19 protein-coding genes are annotated in these 18,579 nt (G+C 42.7%); 6 read left to right on the top strand and 13 right to left on the bottom strand.

Annotated elements, in window-relative coordinates; all coding sequences use genetic code 11:
- The 3 genes from H5202_RS07790 to rraA form a co-directional block, all read right to left on the bottom strand.
- On the bottom strand, positions 1-316 hold a 316-nt coding region (locus tag H5202_RS07790), incomplete at its 3' end, for a class I SAM-dependent methyltransferase (protein WP_182771587.1).
- 255 nt (positions 317-571) lie between these two features.
- The gene (locus H5202_RS07785; protein WP_182771586.1) at positions 572-1,600 is read right to left on the bottom strand and encodes a formimidoylglutamase; all 1,029 of its coding nucleotides are present in this window, start codon (positions 1,598-1,600) and stop codon (positions 572-574) included.
- Positions 1,601-1,698: 98 nt separating this feature from the next.
- The gene (gene rraA / locus H5202_RS07780; RefSeq protein WP_182771585.1) at positions 1,699-2,184 is read right to left on the bottom strand and encodes a ribonuclease E activity regulator RraA; all 486 of its coding nucleotides are present in this window, start codon (positions 2,182-2,184) and stop codon (positions 1,699-1,701) included.
- A gap of 385 nt (positions 2,185-2,569) precedes the next feature.
- Here rraA and H5202_RS07775 point away from each other — a divergent pair, with 385 nt between their 5' ends.
- From H5202_RS07775 to H5202_RS07765, 3 genes are all read left to right on the top strand, one after another.
- Positions 2,570-2,818 (top strand): YgjV family protein, encoded by a 249-nt coding sequence (locus H5202_RS07775; RefSeq protein ID WP_182771584.1) that lies wholly within the window; start codon positions 2,570-2,572, stop codon positions 2,816-2,818.
- Positions 2,819-3,351: 533 nt separating this feature from the next.
- Positions 3,352-3,867, top strand: a complete 516-nt coding sequence (locus H5202_RS07770; RefSeq protein WP_182771583.1) for a phosphatase PAP2 family protein — start codon at positions 3,352-3,354, stop codon at positions 3,865-3,867.
- A gap of 129 nt (positions 3,868-3,996) precedes the next feature.
- The gene (locus tag H5202_RS07765; protein ID WP_182771582.1) at positions 3,997-5,046 is read left to right on the top strand and encodes an MJ1255/VC2487 family glycosyltransferase; all 1,050 of its coding nucleotides are present in this window, start codon (positions 3,997-3,999) and stop codon (positions 5,044-5,046) included.
- 72 nt (positions 5,047-5,118) lie between these two features.
- On the opposite strand, the gene rsd is transcribed toward H5202_RS07765, so the two are convergent.
- Positions 5,119-5,586, bottom strand: coding sequence for a sigma D regulator (gene rsd / locus H5202_RS07760; protein ID WP_182771581.1), 468 nt, complete (start codon positions 5,584-5,586; stop codon positions 5,119-5,121).
- A 456-nt stretch (positions 5,587-6,042) separates the two neighbouring features.
- On the opposite strand from rsd, the gene hemE reads away from it, so the two are divergent.
- On the top strand, positions 6,043-7,107 hold the full coding sequence (gene hemE, locus H5202_RS07755) for a uroporphyrinogen decarboxylase (protein WP_101086245.1): 1,065 nt from the start codon (positions 6,043-6,045) through the stop codon (positions 7,105-7,107).
- 563 nt (positions 7,108-7,670) lie between these two features.
- On the opposite strand, the gene H5202_RS07750 is transcribed toward hemE, so the two are convergent.
- From H5202_RS07750 to H5202_RS07730, 6 genes are all read right to left on the bottom strand, one after another.
- Positions 7,671-8,063 (bottom strand): hypothetical protein, encoded by a 393-nt coding sequence (locus tag H5202_RS07750; RefSeq protein ID WP_182771580.1) that lies wholly within the window; start codon positions 8,061-8,063, stop codon positions 7,671-7,673.
- 780 nt (positions 8,064-8,843) lie between these two features.
- Positions 8,844-9,173, bottom strand: a complete 330-nt coding sequence (locus H5202_RS24190; protein ID WP_259397233.1) for an ATP-binding protein — start codon at positions 9,171-9,173, stop codon at positions 8,844-8,846.
- A 47-nt stretch (positions 9,174-9,220) separates the two neighbouring features.
- Positions 9,221-10,300, bottom strand: a complete 1,080-nt coding sequence (locus H5202_RS07745; protein ID WP_259397232.1) for a histidine kinase dimerization/phospho-acceptor domain-containing protein — start codon at positions 10,298-10,300, stop codon at positions 9,221-9,223.
- The gene (locus H5202_RS07740) at positions 10,300-11,034 is read right to left on the bottom strand and encodes a response regulator transcription factor (RefSeq protein WP_182771579.1); all 735 of its coding nucleotides are present in this window, start codon (positions 11,032-11,034) and stop codon (positions 10,300-10,302) included. Before H5202_RS07740 ends, H5202_RS07745 begins: the two co-directional genes overlap by 1 nt.
- Before the next feature lie 110 nt (positions 11,035-11,144).
- Positions 11,145-11,870, bottom strand: a complete 726-nt coding sequence (locus H5202_RS07735; RefSeq protein ID WP_182771578.1) for a spondin domain-containing protein — start codon at positions 11,868-11,870, stop codon at positions 11,145-11,147.
- An 11-nt stretch (positions 11,871-11,881) separates the two neighbouring features.
- Entirely contained in the window at positions 11,882-12,583 is a 702-nt protein-coding gene (locus H5202_RS07730) for a spondin domain-containing protein (protein WP_182771577.1), read from the bottom strand.
- Positions 12,584-12,765: 182 nt separating this feature from the next.
- Here H5202_RS07730 and H5202_RS07725 point away from each other — a divergent pair, with 182 nt between their 5' ends.
- Together H5202_RS07725 and H5202_RS07720 are read left to right on the top strand one after the other, a co-directional pair.
- Entirely contained in the window at positions 12,766-13,317 is a 552-nt protein-coding gene (locus H5202_RS07725; RefSeq protein WP_182771576.1) for a GNAT family N-acetyltransferase, read from the top strand.
- Between the two features lie 39 nt (positions 13,318-13,356).
- A complete protein-coding gene (locus H5202_RS07720; RefSeq protein WP_182771575.1) occupies positions 13,357-14,697 on the top strand; it encodes an NAD(P)/FAD-dependent oxidoreductase in 1,341 nt (446 codons plus the stop codon).
- Between the two features lie 34 nt (positions 14,698-14,731).
- On the opposite strand, the gene nhaC is transcribed toward H5202_RS07720, so the two are convergent.
- The 3 genes from nhaC to purD form a co-directional block, all read right to left on the bottom strand.
- Positions 14,732-16,231: a Na+/H+ antiporter NhaC gene (gene nhaC / locus H5202_RS07715; RefSeq protein ID WP_182771574.1), complete on the bottom strand. Its 1,500-nt coding sequence runs from the start codon at positions 16,229-16,231 to the stop codon at positions 14,732-14,734.
- Positions 16,232-16,590: 359 nt separating this feature from the next.
- The gene (locus H5202_RS07710; RefSeq protein WP_182771573.1) at positions 16,591-16,809 is read right to left on the bottom strand and encodes a hypothetical protein; all 219 of its coding nucleotides are present in this window, start codon (positions 16,807-16,809) and stop codon (positions 16,591-16,593) included.
- Positions 16,810-17,068: 259 nt separating this feature from the next.
- The gene (gene purD, locus H5202_RS07705) at positions 17,069-18,370 is read right to left on the bottom strand and encodes a phosphoribosylamine--glycine ligase (protein ID WP_182771572.1); all 1,302 of its coding nucleotides are present in this window, start codon (positions 18,368-18,370) and stop codon (positions 17,069-17,071) included.
- Between the last annotated feature and the right edge of the window lie 209 nt (positions 18,371-18,579).

Here is an 18,579-nt window from a genome sequence, read left to right as displayed (position 1 = left end):
TGCGACCGACCTTGAGCATGGAATCATTAATATCAGCAAGAACGACTTGACCTCGATCGCCGACTAAATGCGAAAACTTAGCCGTAAGATCGCCAGTGCCACCGGCTAAATCAAGTACTTTCATACCAGGTCTTGCGGCTGCGACTTCAATGGTGTGACGCTTCCAAAAGCGGTGAACCCCAAAAGACATCACGTCATTCATAATGTCGTATTTTGCGGCAACGGAATGAAACACGTCAGCAACTAGGTCCGCTTTTTTATCGGCCTCGACAGTTTTATATCCAAAATGAGTGTTTTTTGGTTCGCCTTCAGACATCGGTATATTCCTATAATGTGCGATAATTAATAGCGAGTGTATGCCATTGCGAATGATTGCTGAAATGCTGCGGTGCGAGAGTGTGACAACAATCAATTAGTTGTTTTACCTTGCACCTAATATACATTTCACTTCAACTTGAACGCAGCAATGAGCTTCGCGTCGATTAGCCCCAATAAAAATCAGCAGTTAAGGCTAAAAAATTGCCTGCATTAGAGCATAAAATTAGCCTTTAATGAATAGCCGTAACTGATTCTAATTCAGACGGGTTAACCGCCCCTGAATATAAGCATAAATTAACTCACTGAGACCTTGGCCAGCATCGCGGTAGCCCGCTTCTACCCCCGCGTGATGACATGCTGGGGCTGTTTCTGCAAAATGGGCGTAACGGCATGGACAATGCTTAGCGATATAATGCACATAATGGCAGGCATCGAGTATTGATATACCTGCAAAGGTAGCCGCACTGCTGGGCATATTGGCAATCGCATCGACATCAAGCTCTAATGCTACTGGCAATTGGGTTTGATTTAATGATTTAGCGATCTGTTTTAATGCTGTTTCTAGTGACAGTTCACGCCGGATCCAAATTTGTTGAAAACTGTTCCATGTAGCGCCAAACAGGCTCAGTTGTTCTAGGGTTTGTTCGCTGTTTTTTAATTCATGTAAGCCGAGAATATGATAATGGTCGAGTGCGCCATTGGCGGCAGCATAACTAAATCCATTTCCGCTGTGGCGACCTTCTCGTGGTCTAAAATCACTATGAGGATCGAGGTTTACTGCCGCGACAGGTAAGCCTGTAATGGCCTTTGTTGCCATTAATAAACCATAAGCATTATTGTGGCCGCCCCCGATTACTATGGGTTCTAAGCCTGCTTGCATGATTTCACTTATCGCATCAATGACAATGTCATCTAATTGCGCAGTTGCTTGGCGTAATTGCTCAACGGTAGCCGTTGCTGATAATGATGTATCGAGACTGATTTGGCCTAAAATGGCGCATTCGTTACCGTTAAGAAATCGATTAGACTGTAAGTTAATCAACTGTTTCATGCTAGCGATAAAGGCATCGTCAGCTCCGCCTCGACCGAGATTTGCTCTTGGTCCCACATCTTCTGCGATGGCAATAATAGCAAACTGGGCGCCAATAGATTTAGCCTGTTGTGCATTTTGCGCTAATGACAGTTCAGCGGATGCCAGATAAACCTGCTGGCCTATTTTGGTTTCATTAGGGCGTAAACTTAATAATGCATCGCAATGCTGCTGAGTAAATGCGCTAAACATGTGATTCTCCGAATTACAGCCACAAAAAAACCAGCATAGCTGGTTTTTAAAGGAATTGTCTGCCAGCTTTTTACAAAGCTAAATTGGCTATGACGTGATTATTCAATATCTAATGGTTCTGGAGACAGAATAACGCCAGTGTTATCAGCATAGATATGGTCACCCGGTAAGAAGGTCACGCCACCAAAATTAACTGGAATTTCGATTTCGCCTACACTGTTACTTTCTGCACCGACAGGAATCGAAGCAAGTGCTTGGATACCAATATCAAGTTCTTCAAGAGCGTCAACGTCACGTACTGAACCGTAAATGAGAATACCTTCCCAATTATTGGCTACAGCAATTTCAGCAATTCTAGCATCTAGTAGGGCACGTCTTAACGATCCGCCACCATCGACTAATAATACTTTACCTTCACCGTCTTCTTCTAAAGCTTCAGCAATCAGGCCATTATCTTCAAAACACTTAATTGTACTGATTGAGCCACCGAAGGAGCTGCAACCACCGTAGTTACTGAACATTGGTTCGACGACATCGACTACATCTATATACATGTCGCAGAGTTCTGAGGTGTTGTATTCCATATGTCACTCCTGTTAGACAGCAAAGGTAAATTGCTGGGTAAAGCAAAGTTAAATGAATTATATGAGCTTTTTTTGAAAATAAAAGCCTTATCAATCACTGGATTGTTATAAATCAACTTATGGTATTAATTTGCGTAGCTGACGCATTGACCTAAATAGAGAACAAGGATCAATTTTGTAAGTAATTTTCTTTCAAATTGAACCAATTAGTCGATATATGTTGATTTGTGTCATCCTAATACGTTTTTTAATTACATTTTTGTTCAACAGTTTGTTAGCATATTGCTAGATTTATTAATGTTAGTTTACAAAATAATACTAGCTTTAGGGGCACGGATCCCCCGTTACGCATACGGAAGGCAGAGAGCCTGAAACAGAGGTTCTTATGGAAAATATCAATATTATTGAAGTCTTAGGTTATGCAGCATCAGTTATGGTGGCCATTTCACTAATGATGAAAGACATCGTTTTACTAAGATGGTTAAACTTTGTCGGCTGTTCTTTTTTTGTCGCCTACGGTTATGCAATCGAAGCTTGGCCAGTAGCGGGCATGAATGCCTTTGTAGCATGCATTAACATTTTTCACTTAATTAAGATTTATCGTAATAAAAGTGCAAAGCCGCAAACTGCATAATTGCATGAGTTATATTCAGTTATCGTGTTAATTAATGACGATAACACGGTCGCGATTGATAACCCCTCAAGCCAAACTTGAGGGGTTATTGCTTTAAGTCGCATTGATTTAAAAAATAAACGGATATCAGACCGCACTTTATTCTGCCATCTGGATTGTAACAACTTACAATCGGCTCACTATTAACCCTCAATAAACCTTGATAACAACATCAAAGGCAGCTCGATATTGCTTTTTTAACATAAAGCCGTTTTATCGATTTATTCTACCTCTTATTCTCAATTAAAATGACCTCGCGGGTAAACATCAGCGGTTCAGCTTTTTTATGGTTATGTTCTAATTTATGGCTATTTTCTAATTTATAGTTAATTTTAACGTTACATTCTGCTCTGGGTTTTGTCATAAAACTTTAGGCTAACTGTCACCTCGCGTTCATTACCTCTGTCTATTCTCTATTCAGTTAACAAATACATAACTTTAGTTAGGTCAATATTAGGTGAATGATATTGACGAGGTTTTACATGGAGTCAGGTATGAAGACGAGTATCAGCCAGTTAGATAAATATTGGTTTTATTGGATAGTGCAATTTAGTCGAGATAACGGTCTCAGTCATGCTGCTAAACGTGTATCTGCAACCGGTGATGGTCACTATTATGCTTATTTATCTGTTGCACTATTATTTTTTCATCCCAACGGCCAACACTTTTTTAATTTAGTGTTGGGCGGTTTCTTAGTTGAATTGCCATTGTATTTACTGTTGAAAAATAGCATTCGCCGTCATCGTCCTTGCCATGCTTTAGCAGGGTTTGAATCAGGTTTTGAGCCGTTAGATAAATTTAGCTTGCCTTCAGGCCACACAGCTGGTGCGTTTGTGTTTGCTAGCGTGGTTAATCTGGTGTTTCCAGCCTTAGCACCGATTGCGTTTGCTTGGGCTTGCTTTGTTGGCTCATCACGTATCGCCCTGGGAGTGCATTATCCTTTAGATATTATGGTTGGCGCTGGATTAGGGGCTGGCTCGGTATTACTGGTCAATCAACTGATGATGTAAAAACGTATATGGCACAACTCAAGTAATAACAGTTTATGTAATAGCCGTTCATGTACTAGCTGATCATATAGAAAGAAGTGCAGCGTGTTTCAATCTTGATCATTCAGCCGTTGAGGGATGTAAGGCAATATGAAAATTTTGTACGGAGTTCAAGGCACAGGGAATGGCCATATCAGCCGCGCACGCGTGATGTCTAAAGCGCTAAAGCAACATAATATAGAAGTCGATTTTCTATTTTCAGGCCGAACACCACAACACTACTTTGATATGCAATGCTTCGGTGATTATCAGACCCGTAATGGAATGACATTCGTTACCGATAATGGTCGAGTTAATTCCGTTAAAACCGCTAAATATAATTTAACCACTCCCATTTTGTCTGAAATTAAGCAGCTAGATTTAACGGGTTATGATTTAGTCTTGAACGATTTTGAGCCGGTTAGTGCTTGGGCGGCCAAAAAACAAAATGTACCGTCAATCGCCATTAGTCATCAAGCAGCATTACAATACCCAGTGCCTAAGCAAGGGAATAGCTGGTTTAACGAATTTTTGATCAACCATTTTGCTCCAGTTGGCATCGCTTTAGGGTGTCATTGGCATCATTTTGGCTTTCCAATTTTACCTCCATTTGTTGAGGTGTCGCCTAATTGTGGTGATCATAGCCATCAAATTTTAGTCTATTTACCTTTTGAAGATCCTGATCGTATTGCGGATTTTTTAGCCCCATTTGATCAATACCACTTTTCTGTTTACCACAGTACTCAACCATTGAAACAATTAGCTGAGCATATTCATTGGCATGGCTTTAATCGTGAAGGCTTTAAACAAAACATGGCTCAGTGTGGTGGGGTGATCGGCAATGCTGGTTTTGAGTTAGCCAGTGAGGCTATGACATTAGGTAAAAAGTTATTGGTGAAACCGTTACAGGGGCAGTTTGAGCAATCTGCTAACGTTGCGGCGTTAGAATTACTTGCCGTCGCAGAAAGTATGCAAAGTTTAGATCCTGCCATGCTTAAACGTTGGTTAAAGAACCCATCACCTAAGCCAATTGCTTATCCACAGGTGGGCGATGCATTGGTAGAGTGGTTAAAAATGGGCGATTGGCATCAGCCGCAAGATTTATGTGAACATTTATGGTCACAAGTTGAGTTGCCTGAAAACTGGCATAAACGGCAATAATGTTTGCTGTAATCAAGTGACCCTTATTAAAAAGTGCGCAAAATCCTCGCACTTTTTAATCGGCTAGCTCAATTAAGGAAGACGTTGATATAGCAATTCTAGAAGCTGATCTTCTAACTCGAAACGCGATTCCATTGCCTGTGCTAAATGTGATAAATCGTTGTCTAGTTGATATAGCACTTGTTCGTCAGATACATCAGTATATTTATCATTAAAATCCAATGCCGTGTCTGTGCTTTCGCTAATTAGCGGTAATAAGGCATTGGCTGTTTCGATACTCGTTTCACCAAACTTCTCGCAAGCTTTAACAACGTTGTCGTAAACCTCAAAGTGGCCTTCTGACACATAATCAACTAATTGAGCGCAAAATTGTTTCACTTGTTCCATGCTTGGAAGTGATTTTTCGCTGCGAGAATAAGGTGCTAATCCGGCAACGATAAAATATTGGATTAATAATTTGCGGCGATGATTAAGCCATTGATCGATTAAATTATGAGAACCGCCCCAACGTTTTTCTGCTTTTTCTAGTTTTGTTAGCATGTCTTCTCTCTAATTGGCAGTCATTCTGTAATCCCTAATGTATTGGACAAAGTGTATTACGATCAACTGTTTTATTTTTATTTGCTTATCGACAAGCTTGCTTTGGGGATGAAAAGGACAGGGGGCTTGGAGTGGGATAATAAAAAACCCCGTGATGGCATGCCATCACGGGGTAACGAAGTTTTCAAAGGCTCGATTTGTCGGGCTTCTTGATTGTTCTTGCTAGCGCACACTTTTTATACCAAACCACTTAACGTGACGCAACTTTTAATCCGATAAATTGCGATTTACACATCAGTGTTGTGCGTTTTGTGAGCATAGTGACGATTGTGTTAATAAAATCGACTATAGATTTAGGAATAGCTCACATAAATTCTGCATGAGTGGTTACATTAATCGCGTAAGTGCTAAACTAACGCCCAGCAGAAATCATAACAGTCTAGGAACCAAGTCCACATGGCAGAATTAAAGAATGATCGTTATTTACGTGCGTTGCTAAAGCAGCCTGTTGATGTCACTCCAGTATGGATGATGCGTCAAGCGGGACGTTATTTACCTGAGTATAAAGAAGTTCGTGCTCAAGCCGGTGACTTTATGTCTTTATGCCGTAATGCCGAATTGGCTTGCGAAGTCACTTTACAGCCATTACGTCGTTATGACTTAGATGCTGCGATTTTATTCTCAGATATCCTGACCGTGCCAGACGCAATGGGCCTTGGTTTGTATTTTGAAGCGGGTGAAGGTCCACGTTTTGAACGTCCAACTGACACCATCGATGCAATCAAAAAATTATGTATTCCTGATCCAGAAGATGAATTAGGTTATGTAATGCGTGCAGTGAGTACCATTCGTCGTGAACTGAATGGCTCTGTGCCGTTAATTGGTTTTTCGGGTTCTCCTTGGACTTTGGCCACTTACATGGTTGAAGGCGGCTCAAGCAAAACTTTCGAAAAAATCAAGCGTATGGCATATGCAGAACCTGCTGCATTACACATGTTATTAGACAAGTTAGCAGACTCAGTGGTGTTATATCTTAACGCTCAGGTGGCTAACGGTGCACAGTCGTTAATGATATTCGACTCGTGGGGCGGTGCGTTATCACACCACGCTTACCGTGAATTCTCATTACGTTATATGCAAAAAATTGTTGATGGTTTAACCCGTTTTGCTGACGGCCGTAAAGTGCCTGTTACCTTGTTCACTAAAGGCGGCGGATTATGGTTAGAGTCTATGGCTGAAACCGGTTGTGATGCATTGGGTTTAGATTGGACTGTTGATATTGGTGATGCTCGTCGTCGCGTAGGTCATAAAGTGGCTCTACAGGGCAACATGGACCCATCAATGTTGTATGCTACGCCAGAGCGTATTCATCAAGAAGTTGATCAAATTCTAGCTAGTTACGGTGAAGGTACTGGCCATGTATTTAACTTAGGCCATGGTATTCATCAACATGTTGATCCTGAACATGCTGGTGCATTTATCAATTCTGTGCATGAGTTGTCTGGTAAATACCACAAGTAATTCAGTGGTATTGGCTAAAAAAGCGAATCTTCGGATTCGCTTTTTTGTTGATCGTTTTTTGTTTTTTCGTCTTTTTGGTAGTGCTTGTGATCCGTAATTTAGCTGTTTTTATTATTTAGATTTTATGGCCTGCGGCCACAAGGTCGTGGCGCTTCGCCCACACCAGACCAAGAGGAAACCAACGGCTGTTCCCTCTTGGAACTCCCAGCCGCCCCGCAACATTTTCGCTATTTACAAAACAATAGCTGCGAAAAGTCGCCATGGGGATTGATCCAGCTTTTGACTTCATCTTTAACCGTCTTCGGCCTTATTCGAAAATGCTAACGCTTCCGATGGTACATCCTGTACCGCGAAAGCTAAGCTCACATCCATGTGAGCTTCACGCTATTTTCTTCAACGGCCTCAAGTTCAGAGTTGAGTTTAGGCATTTTTAATCAAGGCATCTAACTCATTTATGGACAAAAGTGCGTTAGTATCTGATAGCTAAACTTACTATTCGTATTATGATAAGTCTGGTGAGGTTGGATTAACGCTATAGTCTCTTGTTGTATTTAATATACCGACTATTTATTTAGAATATCATCTTTTACGAGTAGATCCTCACTCTCAGCATTGCTACAAGTTCTAGCTGTGCCATTTAAATTTAAAGCTGAGTCAGAGGCTTGCTTTTTTGTTATTCTCGCACTTAACTTATTACCGCAAATTGATAGTTTACTCTCAATAATAGGTCTAATTTTATAACCGATGGGGGTTCCGATACATATACCTAGAAAAGCAGGTACAAGGGCTGGGATTTGATAAATTAAAACAAACCATCCACCAGCTTGGCCAGAAATTGCAAAAAAGATAAATAATATAATGTTACCAATCACATATGCATACGCAACATGTCTAAATTTCAACAATGTACTAAGAATAATAAATAAAACTGTAACTACTAGAGAAAACATAACCATTGTTTAGACCCCCTCCGTGGATTGACATTAAACATAAAACTTATTAAACAGTTTGCCAAATAATTTCAGTAGCTTAAGTTATTGATTAATAACATTCTACATTCCCTATATCATTGATGTAAATCGATAAGTCGTTGTCAAAACCCAAAAACAAACCTAAGTTTTCTAAATAAATAATATAAATTAGTTTTTTAGAATCTAGTGTAAGCGCTGTTCAATAGAGCTTTGGTTCTAAACACACTTTGGGGCATAAACGTGTTGGTATATTGACGTTAAAATGGATAAATTCAACTCTGAACTTGAGGCCGTTGAAGAAAATAGCGTGAGCCTGACAGGACGTCAGGCTAGCTTTCGCGGTACAGGATGTACCATCGGACGCGTTAGCATTTTCGAATAAGGCCGAAGAACACCAAAGCGAAGTTAAAAGCTGGATCTATTTCCGTCGCAATTTTTTCGCTGCTGTTGTTTGGTTAAATAGCGAAAATGTTGCCGGAACGGCAGGGGTGATCCAAGAGGGGATTGCTGTTGATCCCCTTTTGGCCCGTGCAGGGTGGAACCTTGCGATGTTAATCTGGTGTGGGCGAAGCGCCACGACGTTAGTGGCCGCAGGCTATATTGTTAACTCACAGTAACTCAAATTTTTGTTAGGACTTAGTTCTAATTCTTCTGTTTAGATATAATTGATTTTGTTTACTTTGAAGCTTAATGATAAACAAACCTGAGTCAGTACCAATTGAATATATGATGAAATCGCTGATCATTTGCGATTCAAAAATGAGATTAACCCTGCGTTACAAGCTCTATCTTAAATTCGCTGCCTACGCCTGGTTGGCTGTCGATTTCAATTCTGCATTTTAATAAGCCTAATAATTGCCTGACAATGGCGAGTCCGACGCCGAGTTGTGGCAGACTTTGATTCGCTTCAAACGTCAATGTCGTCATCGACAATTGTTTAAGGGCATCAACTTCATGCTTGTGCATGCCTGCACCTGTGTCACGCACGGTTAACCATTGTTGGCCATTATGTTGTGCGTTGATGATTTGGATTTTGCCACCTGCGGGAGTGTAGCGCAGGGCGTTATCGACCAAGTTGTTGAGTATGCGGCGCATTAGCGCTGGGTCGGTATAGATTTGGCTGGCATGGTTGATGTCAAAATCTAATTGAACCCCGAGCTTTTTGGCTCGAGGAGTAAAGGTTTGTTCAATATCGCAAAGCAGTTCGCTGAGGTTGACTTGTTGCAGTTGCGCATCGATTTGGCATTTTCTAGGGCGGCTAATTCTAATAACTGTGCCAGTAACTGTTGTAAGGTTTGGCCTGAGTTTGCAGCGTATTGGATCAGCGCCTCGTCGCGCTCATTTTCGGGTAATATTAACCAAGTATCGATATAGCCTAATAATGCGGTAAGCGGGGTTTTTAAGTCATGTGACAAATGCAGTAAAAAGTCGTGTTTTGCCTGTTGTTGGCGTTTAACTTGTTGTTGCTGCAATTGGATTTCTTGCAATAAGTGATTGATATGATGGCTGAGCTGGCTTATTTCTAAGCTGCCACGATAGCGCTGGGGGAGCATCAGTTTGTCTGACATCGGGTTATTTTTAAGTTCGGTTAAGTCTTGAGCGAGCTTTTGGATTGGGCGGGTAAAATAGCGCAATAAAATTACGAATAGCACTAAGGCAAAAATGATCCAAAATCCGATTGTCGCGCCCCAGATTTTAGGTTGATTTTCGGCGTTAATCAGTGCCTGCCAGCTGTCGTAATCTTCACCGCCAATGATGACATACAAATAACCGCTATGAAGCCCGTCTTTGGTGACAAGTTTACTGGCGGAAAAAATCTTGTGGGTATCTTCGCTACGCGGATCGGTGCCAAGTACAGGTAGGCTGTCGCCATTTAAAAACTGCTGAATGATTGTGGTATCGACTCGGTGATTTTTAATTTTTTCTTCTTTGGCATCATAAGCAATCACTTTGCCGTCGGGATCTAATGTGTAAATTTCAAAGCTTGGACCTAGCAGCATAAAGTCGTGAAAAGCTTCTTTAAGCGCGGCGTCTGACGTTATCCCTTGCGATAATAAAGGGTTGATGTGCGCCATGTGTTCAGCAAGTTGTAAGTGCAGTGATTGCTGAATTTGGTTACGGCTAAATTCATGGTTAAGTTGCAGCCATTGCCATAGCGCCACAAACAGTAATAACACGATGATTGTGGATGCTAAAAACAACCGATTAAATAAGCGATTCATTAGTGGGCTTGCACCTCTGGTGGTGAAAATTTGTAGCCTACGCCCCACACGGTTTTGACAAGATCATGTTCAGGCGAGCATACAGAAAGCTTGTTGCGTAAACGGTTTATGTGACTGTTTACAGTGTGCTCATAGCCATCGTAGTTATAGCCCCATATCGCTTCTAACAGTTGCATGCGGCTAAAGACTTGTTGCGGGTGTTTGGCTAAAAATAGCAGTAAATCAAACTCGCGGGCTGTGAGGGTTAACGCTTTATTAAACGCGGTAACTTCACGGGTGCTGGAGTTAATGGTTACGCTGTTAAATTCAATTTGTTGGGTTTGTTCATGTTGTGCTTTGCCGCGTCTTAATAGTGCTTTTACCCGTGCGCGCAGCTCTAATACGCTAAAGGGTTTGACGAGGTAATCATCTGCCCCTGCTTCAAGGCCCAGTACCACATCTGCTTCTGAATCTTTGGCGGTTAATAGCATCAGCGGGACTTCCTTACCGTCTTGGCGTAGCTGCTCACACAATATAATGCCATCACCATCGGGGAGCATGCGGTCCATTAATATGAGGTCGAGCTTTTTATGCTCGATTATGTGCATGGCTTGCTTCAAGGTAGTGGCGTGGTCGACGCTGTAGTTGAGAGCTTTGAGGTTAAGTATGATCAACTTAGCCAAGTCTTGTTCGTCTTCAACTAACAAAATATGTTGCGGACAAACATGGCCATTATGTTTCGCGTTTCCATTCATGGTGACTTCCTCAAAGCAAATCCAGTAATTGCATTAATACTTAGACCCGCTTTGAGGAGAATAAATTTCAATGTGGTTGAAATTCATTCAGTCGATACGACCGATTAAGATTATTCAGTACGCATAATGGTGACGGCTAATACTGGGTTATCAAAACGATGCGATGCACCCAGTACTGAATCGGCTAAGCCATCGTACATTGAAATAACACCCGGATGAATATGCACAAAGTCGACATCATCACGGCTAGCGTTAAAACCTTCGCCGCCATCAGCAGGCCCTGGCATAGTACCTTTGGCTTCGCTGTTGGCTTCAGTGCCAGCATCATAAGCCATAAACTTCATCGCGGTTGTTGCATCCACTTCCATTCCGGCAATGGTGTAACTGTTAATACCGGTAAAGGCATCGTTAGTGTTAACCAACATGGTGGCCAAACTAATGCTAGCTACGTCGGCTTCATCTAGGGTCAAGGTCAACGTTTCTGACATACCAGGCATTAATAAGCCTGTGCCGTTAACGCTGCTATTGATCACGCTTAGTGCTGCTATGTCGGCAGTATCACCACCTTCAGCCATTTTCTCGAGTGCTTCGCTGGCCATTTCACCGGCGTTCCATAACATGGCATCACTAGCATGAGAGGCTAAGATAACTGGCGACATTGGTTGGTTAGCCGTCAAGTTAGTCACGGTTACCGTGAAGGTTTGCATCACTGGCGCAGGCGGGGTGACAACAACAGTAGTATCATCATCTTTGTCATCGCCACAGGCGGTAAGCAGGGTTGCAGCAGCCAGCATGGCGATTAAGCTGGGCTTAAGTGTAAAGTCAGTGCGTTTCATGGGCTACCTCCTTATTTTACTGTCACCACAACTTTGGCTACAGGGTTCAACCAGCGATGAACGCGACTGTCTAAATCACTCATTCCACCAGCAGGGTCCATGTCACCTAAAACGCCAGGGTGAGTATGTACATTACTGTTGTCAGAATTGTCCATCACGCCAGTGCCATTAGCTCCACCGTCACCACCAGGGGCTGCCGGAATACCCGGTACGCCTGACATGCCGCCGCCATTAATGATTTCATCATTGGCTTCTGTGCCTGCATCATATGCATTGACGTACATAGTATACGTGCCTGCTTCAGTAGGGATTTCCCAACCATCTAGCCCCATAAAGGCATCATTAGTGGGTAACACCATGGCCACGATAGATAAATGGGTGTTGTCGCCAGTATCAAGCATTACTCCACTTACATTGGCACCCGCAGCAAGCAAACCCATTGCCGGATTTGCTGATGTTACGCCTGCATTACCGGTTACAGCTGTATCTAAATCGGCAATGTCACCGCCTTCAGCCATTTTTTGTAATGCTGCAGAAGCTTCTGTTCCGACTTGAAACAGGCGGCTGTCAGCGTCGTGGGCTGCGATCAAAATAGGGGTGAAGTGATTTCCGTGAGTTAAATTGGTCACGCTAACTTCAATATCAGCAGCGAAAGTTGGAAGGCTGAATAATCCAGCTGCCATAAGACTTGCAGTCACTAGTGTACGTTTCATAACCGAGCTCCTTTGTTTAATTGCAACCAGTATGAACAAAGGATCTCACCTACTTATCGCCAAATTATCACAAAAGATTAACATCGTTAACTTACCGATAATGACGTGTGATATGGTGTGCTAAAACCAGCAATAAGAGCTCACCTCAAGTTGAATCAAGGTGTGAAGAAAATAGGTTAATAATGATTAGACAACTTACTCCCGCTGACTTTGATGCAGTGATAACCCTAGGTGAAATTGTCCATGGCAGTGGTTATATGGATATCGCTGAACTGACAGCGATTTATCACAAAGGTATTAAAAATGGCATTAATGCCAATTTTGTCGCGCTTGAAAATGAACAACTTATTGGCTTTCGGTTAACGTATGCCGCGGGACAATGGCCGCAAGATCAATGGTGCTCGGTTGATCTGTGGGGCGTTGATTTTAACGATGTGTGTTATTTCAAATCAAACACGATTGCTGAATTTGGCCGAGGCCAAGGTCTGGGTGGTAAGTTATTAGCGGCTTCTAAGACTGCCGTAATGGCACAAGGGGCTAAGGCGGGTGTGAGTCATTTATGGCAGCAAAGCCCTAATAATGCTGCGGTGCGATATTTTACTAAGGCGGGTGGTAAGTTAATTAAACAGCATCCGCAGCGCTGGCATCAACGTTATATGGGTGATGATTATATTTGCGTATTATGCGGTGAAGATTGCCACTGTGTTGCCTGTGAAATGCTGTTGTTATTTTAATGTCTGCTCTCTAAATCAATAATAAAAAAGAAGACCAATATGTACGATCCGCTGATTAACTCGCATCCTAATAATCAAACGTTTGCCCCTAGCTATTGGGCAAGCACTCAAGCCTTACCCGCACCAGCTGCTGCATTGTCTGGCCGCCAACAAACCGATGTGGCTATTGTGGGTGGTGGCTACACAGGCTTATTAACAGCCTATTATTTGGCAACCGAATTCAATATAGATTGCCATGTGTTAGAGGCCAATCAAGTCGGTTTTGGGGCGAGTGCGCGCAATGCCGGCTTTGTATTAAAAGGATCGGGGCGTTTAGGGTACGCCGCCATGACTGAGCGTTGGGACTTAGCAACGACCAAGGGCATATACGATGAATTTACCCAAGCCGTGGCTAGAGTCGATGGGTTAATTAAACAACATAATATCGCCTGTGAACCGCAAGAAGCGGGCTACTTAAAGGTGGCGCATAATCCTAAAGCCTTAGTCACGCTGCAAAATGCCGCTAATTATATTCAACAACACTTAGCCAGTAGCCAAGACTCGGGCGCCGAGTTTATTTCAAGCCAAGATTTTCGAACTCAGTATTTAGATCATCATCAGGCTTATGGGGCATTGCGCTTAAAAGACGGTTTCGGACTTAATCCGCTTAAATTGTTATTAGGTTATAAGTCGATGGTACAAGCCGAAGGCATCACTATTTCTGAGCAATCTTGCGTATTAGATTGGATTGAAGAGGGCGGTAAACATCGTTTAATTACCAATAAAGGTGAGCTGATTGCCAATAAAGTGATTATGGCGGGTAATGCTTATACGCCTAAACGGTTTAACCCGCGCATGGACGATAAGTTTTTGCCGATATTAAGCAATGTGATTGTCACCGAGCCGCTTACCGCTCAAGAGCTTGCACAGGCGGGGTTGCATACTCATCAAGTGACCATGGACACCCGCATTTTAAAATACTATTACCGCTTATTACCCGACAACCGTTTATTGTTTGGTGGCCGTGGTGCGGTGTGGGGCAAAGATACTGCGAATCCCATTTACGGCGAGCGTTTAAAAATGGCGTTAAATAAGTGTTTTCCAAGCTTAACCAATAAAGCGATTGCTTATAACTGGACTGGGTGGATTGCTGCTGCCATGGATGACATGCCCCATGTGTACAGTAAAGGTGGCGTGGGTTACAGCTTAGGATATTGCGGTGCTGGAGTGTCTTTTAGTAGCCAAGCTGCGTATCGCTTAGCACAAAGTATTGCCGGTGAAACCTTGCCCAATTTGCCTTTGTATCAGCAACCGCTACCGACTTTCCCCTTCACCCAAGCTAGACGGCTTGGGCAATGGGGTTATTATCATTATGGTTGGTTAAAAGATCGTTTTGGTTAACCGCCCATTTCTAGGTTAATAGACGACTTGTTAATTAACCGACTACTTCGCCTGTGCTGACTCTAGTTTCGTCTAATGGCTCAATTTTGAAGTTGAAATAAGCATAAGATGCACTGATAAACGGACAGACTAAGTTAAAGAAGGCGTAGGGCAGGTAAGCGATAGTGGCTACCCCAAGTGTGCTGGCCATAAAGGCACCACAAGTATTCCACGGTACTAACGGGCTGGTTACGGTTGCAGAGTCTTCTAACGCGCGGCTTAGATTAACAGCCGCTAACTTACGGCGAGTGTATTCTACCTTTAGCATTCTGCCTGGCAGTACAATGGCAATATATTGATCGGCAGTAATAATGTTAGCGCCAATACACACACCAAGAGTGGTTATAATCAAGCTGGCCGTGCCGGTGACGACGGTAAGAATACTTTCTAAAATACGATTTAATAATCCGGTAACTTCCATCACGCCGCCAAATGCCATCGCACACAGGATAAGCCAAACCGTTGTTACCATGCTGCTCATGCCACCACGACTTAACAAATTATCCAGTACTTCATCGCCAGTGTTAGCAACATAGCCGTCAAACATAGCTATCCATAAGCCTTTCACTAACGCAACCATTGGCACTAACGTATCGTCGTGTACAAAGGCAATCACGTTATCAAACTGAAATAATGCTGCGCATACCGCGCCCGCTAACGTACCTAATATGACTGTTGGAAACGCGGGCATTTTGCGGTTAGCTAAATACAACACTACTAATAACGGGATCAATAAATGCATTCCTGGGTTGTAGGTTTTATCCAATAAAGCCAACGTATCTACGAGTTGATTTTCAATTGGCACAGCCTCTGCGGTAAGGCCTAAAAAAGTAAAACCGATTAGGGCAATGATAATACTGGGTACTGTGGTCCATGTCATGTGGCGAATATGGCTAAAAATATCAGTACCTGCGACAGCTGGTGCAAGGTTGGTGGTGTCTGACATTGGTGACATTTTGTCACCAAAATAGGCGCCACTGATGATGGCTCCGGCAGTAATGTTGACATCTAATCCCATAGCAGAAGAAATACCCACTAAGGCAATACCTAATGTGCCTGCAACGGTCCACGAGCTACCAATACTCAGTGCAACCACCGCACACAACAAACAGCAGGCAGTATAAAAGTAGTCTGGGTTAAGGATTTGCATACCATAATAAATCATCGTCGGAACTGTACCGGCTAAAATCCACGTACCAATCAATGAACCTACACTGAATAGAATCAATAAAGCACCGGTCGCAACGCCAATACTTTTGACGATACCTCGCTCCATTTGATTCCAGCTATAGCCATTTTTATAACCGATGATCATTGCAATACATGCCGCTAACACTAATGCGATTTGATTGGCGCCTGATGAGCTATCCGATGAAAACAGATAAACCGCTGCCGCGAGCATAAGAATAAGGGCAAAAACGGGAATAAGAGCATCAAGTAAGCTGGGTTGCTTGTGCTCCGATGAAGACGGTTTGAACGACGCCGATTGAGACATACTACTTCCTTTGTTGTTATTATTTTTGACCAATATCTCATTCGTGTGAGTTGGCTAAGTGTTATTATAATAAGTTAGTAACTTATTTGTAACAGAAGCACATCCTGACATAAAAATGCCTGTTAAGTCGAACATTGTTAGGCTTGAGTAATAATTTATAGATGGGCAGATTGCTGCAGTTTTTGAGTAGTATGCTTGGTTAATTACTTTGCGTGGTTATATATGTCAAATAGGTCGGTTAATGTGAATAAATAGCCGTTGAGGATATCTGGTGGGACCAGAGATATCCTCATGAAAACGTGCAGATTTGATAGATCTAGATACGCAGTTTATGGCTATTAATGGCAATATTAAGCAAGTTATTTATTTAAATGTTTTAAGATGGCATTTTCTGCATCAGTTTTAGTGGCTCCACCTTGAGGAATATCAATTTTTTCGAGGGCATTATGACCTGTCATATCTTCTGCAATATGTAACCAATCTGGATGCCAATAGAAAGAGGTGCCCGAGAAGGTATTCCAATTATGCACGCCTGATTTTTCACCTTGATAAATTAGGTCGCTGGTATTAACTCTCATTTAATCCTCCAATAATCATTACGAGTACGTTAGCTAAAGTGCAGGAGTTTGAATAACAGCAAAGGTAATCACACTCCCTTCCAGTTACTAGCTTGCGCCTTGAACAGAGTCGTTTTTGTGATCTAAATCATAAAAATTGCGGGTTATGGATAATGTAAACAGTAATTAATCTTCAGCATTACAAGCGGATATAAAAAATCCCTGTGATGTTGTTGCCATCACAGGGATTTTTTACGGGCGAACAAAACTAATTAATACATTAGTTTTTAGCTTGCTCGCGTGCAATAGCACGATAAGCAATATCAGTACGGAAGTACACGTCATCCCAATGGATGGCATCTACTAATGCATAAGCTGATTGTTGTGCTTCAGTCACTGTGTTGCCTAATGCGGTGGCGCACAATACGCGGCCGCCGTTAGTGACAACATGGCCATCTTTCATGCTAGTACCCGCATGGAACACTTTACCGTTGGTATCACCAAGGGTTAAGCCATCAATCACGTCACCTTTGTTGTAAGTGTCAGGATAACCACCTGCGGCCATTACCACGCCGACGGCTGCGCGAGGGTCAAAGTCTGCGGTCACTTTATCTAACTCACCACGAGTAGCGGCTAAACAAAGTTCAACGATATCTGACTGCAAACGCATCATAATAGGTTGGGTTTCAGGATCACCAAAACGGCAGTTGTATTCAAGTACTTTGGCGCTACCGTCAGGAGAAATCATCAGGCCTGCGTATAAAAAGCCAGTATAAACGTTGCCTTCAGCCGCCATGCCGTCAACCGTTGGACGAATAACGTTGGCGATAGTCCAGTCGTGTACTGCTTGTGTTACCACTGGAGCCGGTGAGTATGCACCCATGCCGCCGGTGTTAGGACCTTGGTCAGCATTGTCACGAGCTTTATGGTCTTGGCTGGTGGCCATAGCAAGAATGTTTTTGCCGTCTACCATTACGATAAAACTGGCTTCTTCACCTTTTAAAAACTCTTCAATCACTACGCGTGAACCGGCATCACCAAACTTATTACCCGCGAGCATGTCATCAATCGCGGCATCCGCTTCAACTTGGTTAGCTGCGATAATCACACCTTTACCTGCTGCTAAACCGTCGGCTTTAATCACGACAGGGAAACCCGTTTTAGCGGTTAATATTGCCGAATAAGCTTTAGCCGGCGCAATCTCAGTGAAGTTTGAGTAGTCAGCAGTAGGAATGTTGTGGCGCGCTAAAAAGTCTTTGGTGAAGGCTTTTGACGATTCAAGCTGCGCCGCGCCTTTAGTTGGGCCAAAAATAGGTAAGCCTGCAGCATTAAACGCATCAACTACGCCCAGTGATAATGGCACTTCTGGGCCAACGATGGTAATTGCGATGGCGTTATTTTTGGCAAAGGCGACAAGTGCATCAATTTGTTCAACATCAATAGCCACGTTTTCTAACTTAGGTTCTAAAGACGTACCAGCATTACCGGGTGCAACAAACACTTTTGTTACTTGAGCTGACTGAGCCGCTTTCCAAGCTAGAGCATGTTCACGACCGCCGCCACCAATTATAAGTACCTGCATCTTCAATCCTTTTATAGCTGCGCTATGTTCTCTATTTCTGCTTCAAGCATGCTCACTTATACTTATAAGCTGCGCGTGCTTTCATTGAACTAGAAAAAATAGCTATGCTCTAATTCGTTTAAACAAAATTTAAAAAGTATCGCTTGTTATCTATTTTTGCAAAAGCATTTAGCAAAAGCATTTAGCAAAAGCATTTAGCAAAAGCATTT

It is taken from the genome of Shewanella sp. SG41-4, from assembly GCF_014164505.1.
Lineage (GTDB): Bacteria > Pseudomonadota > Gammaproteobacteria > Enterobacterales > Shewanellaceae > Shewanella.
The sequence above is the reverse complement of the archived record's forward strand: the minus strand, read 5'-3'. Positions and strand labels throughout refer to the sequence as shown.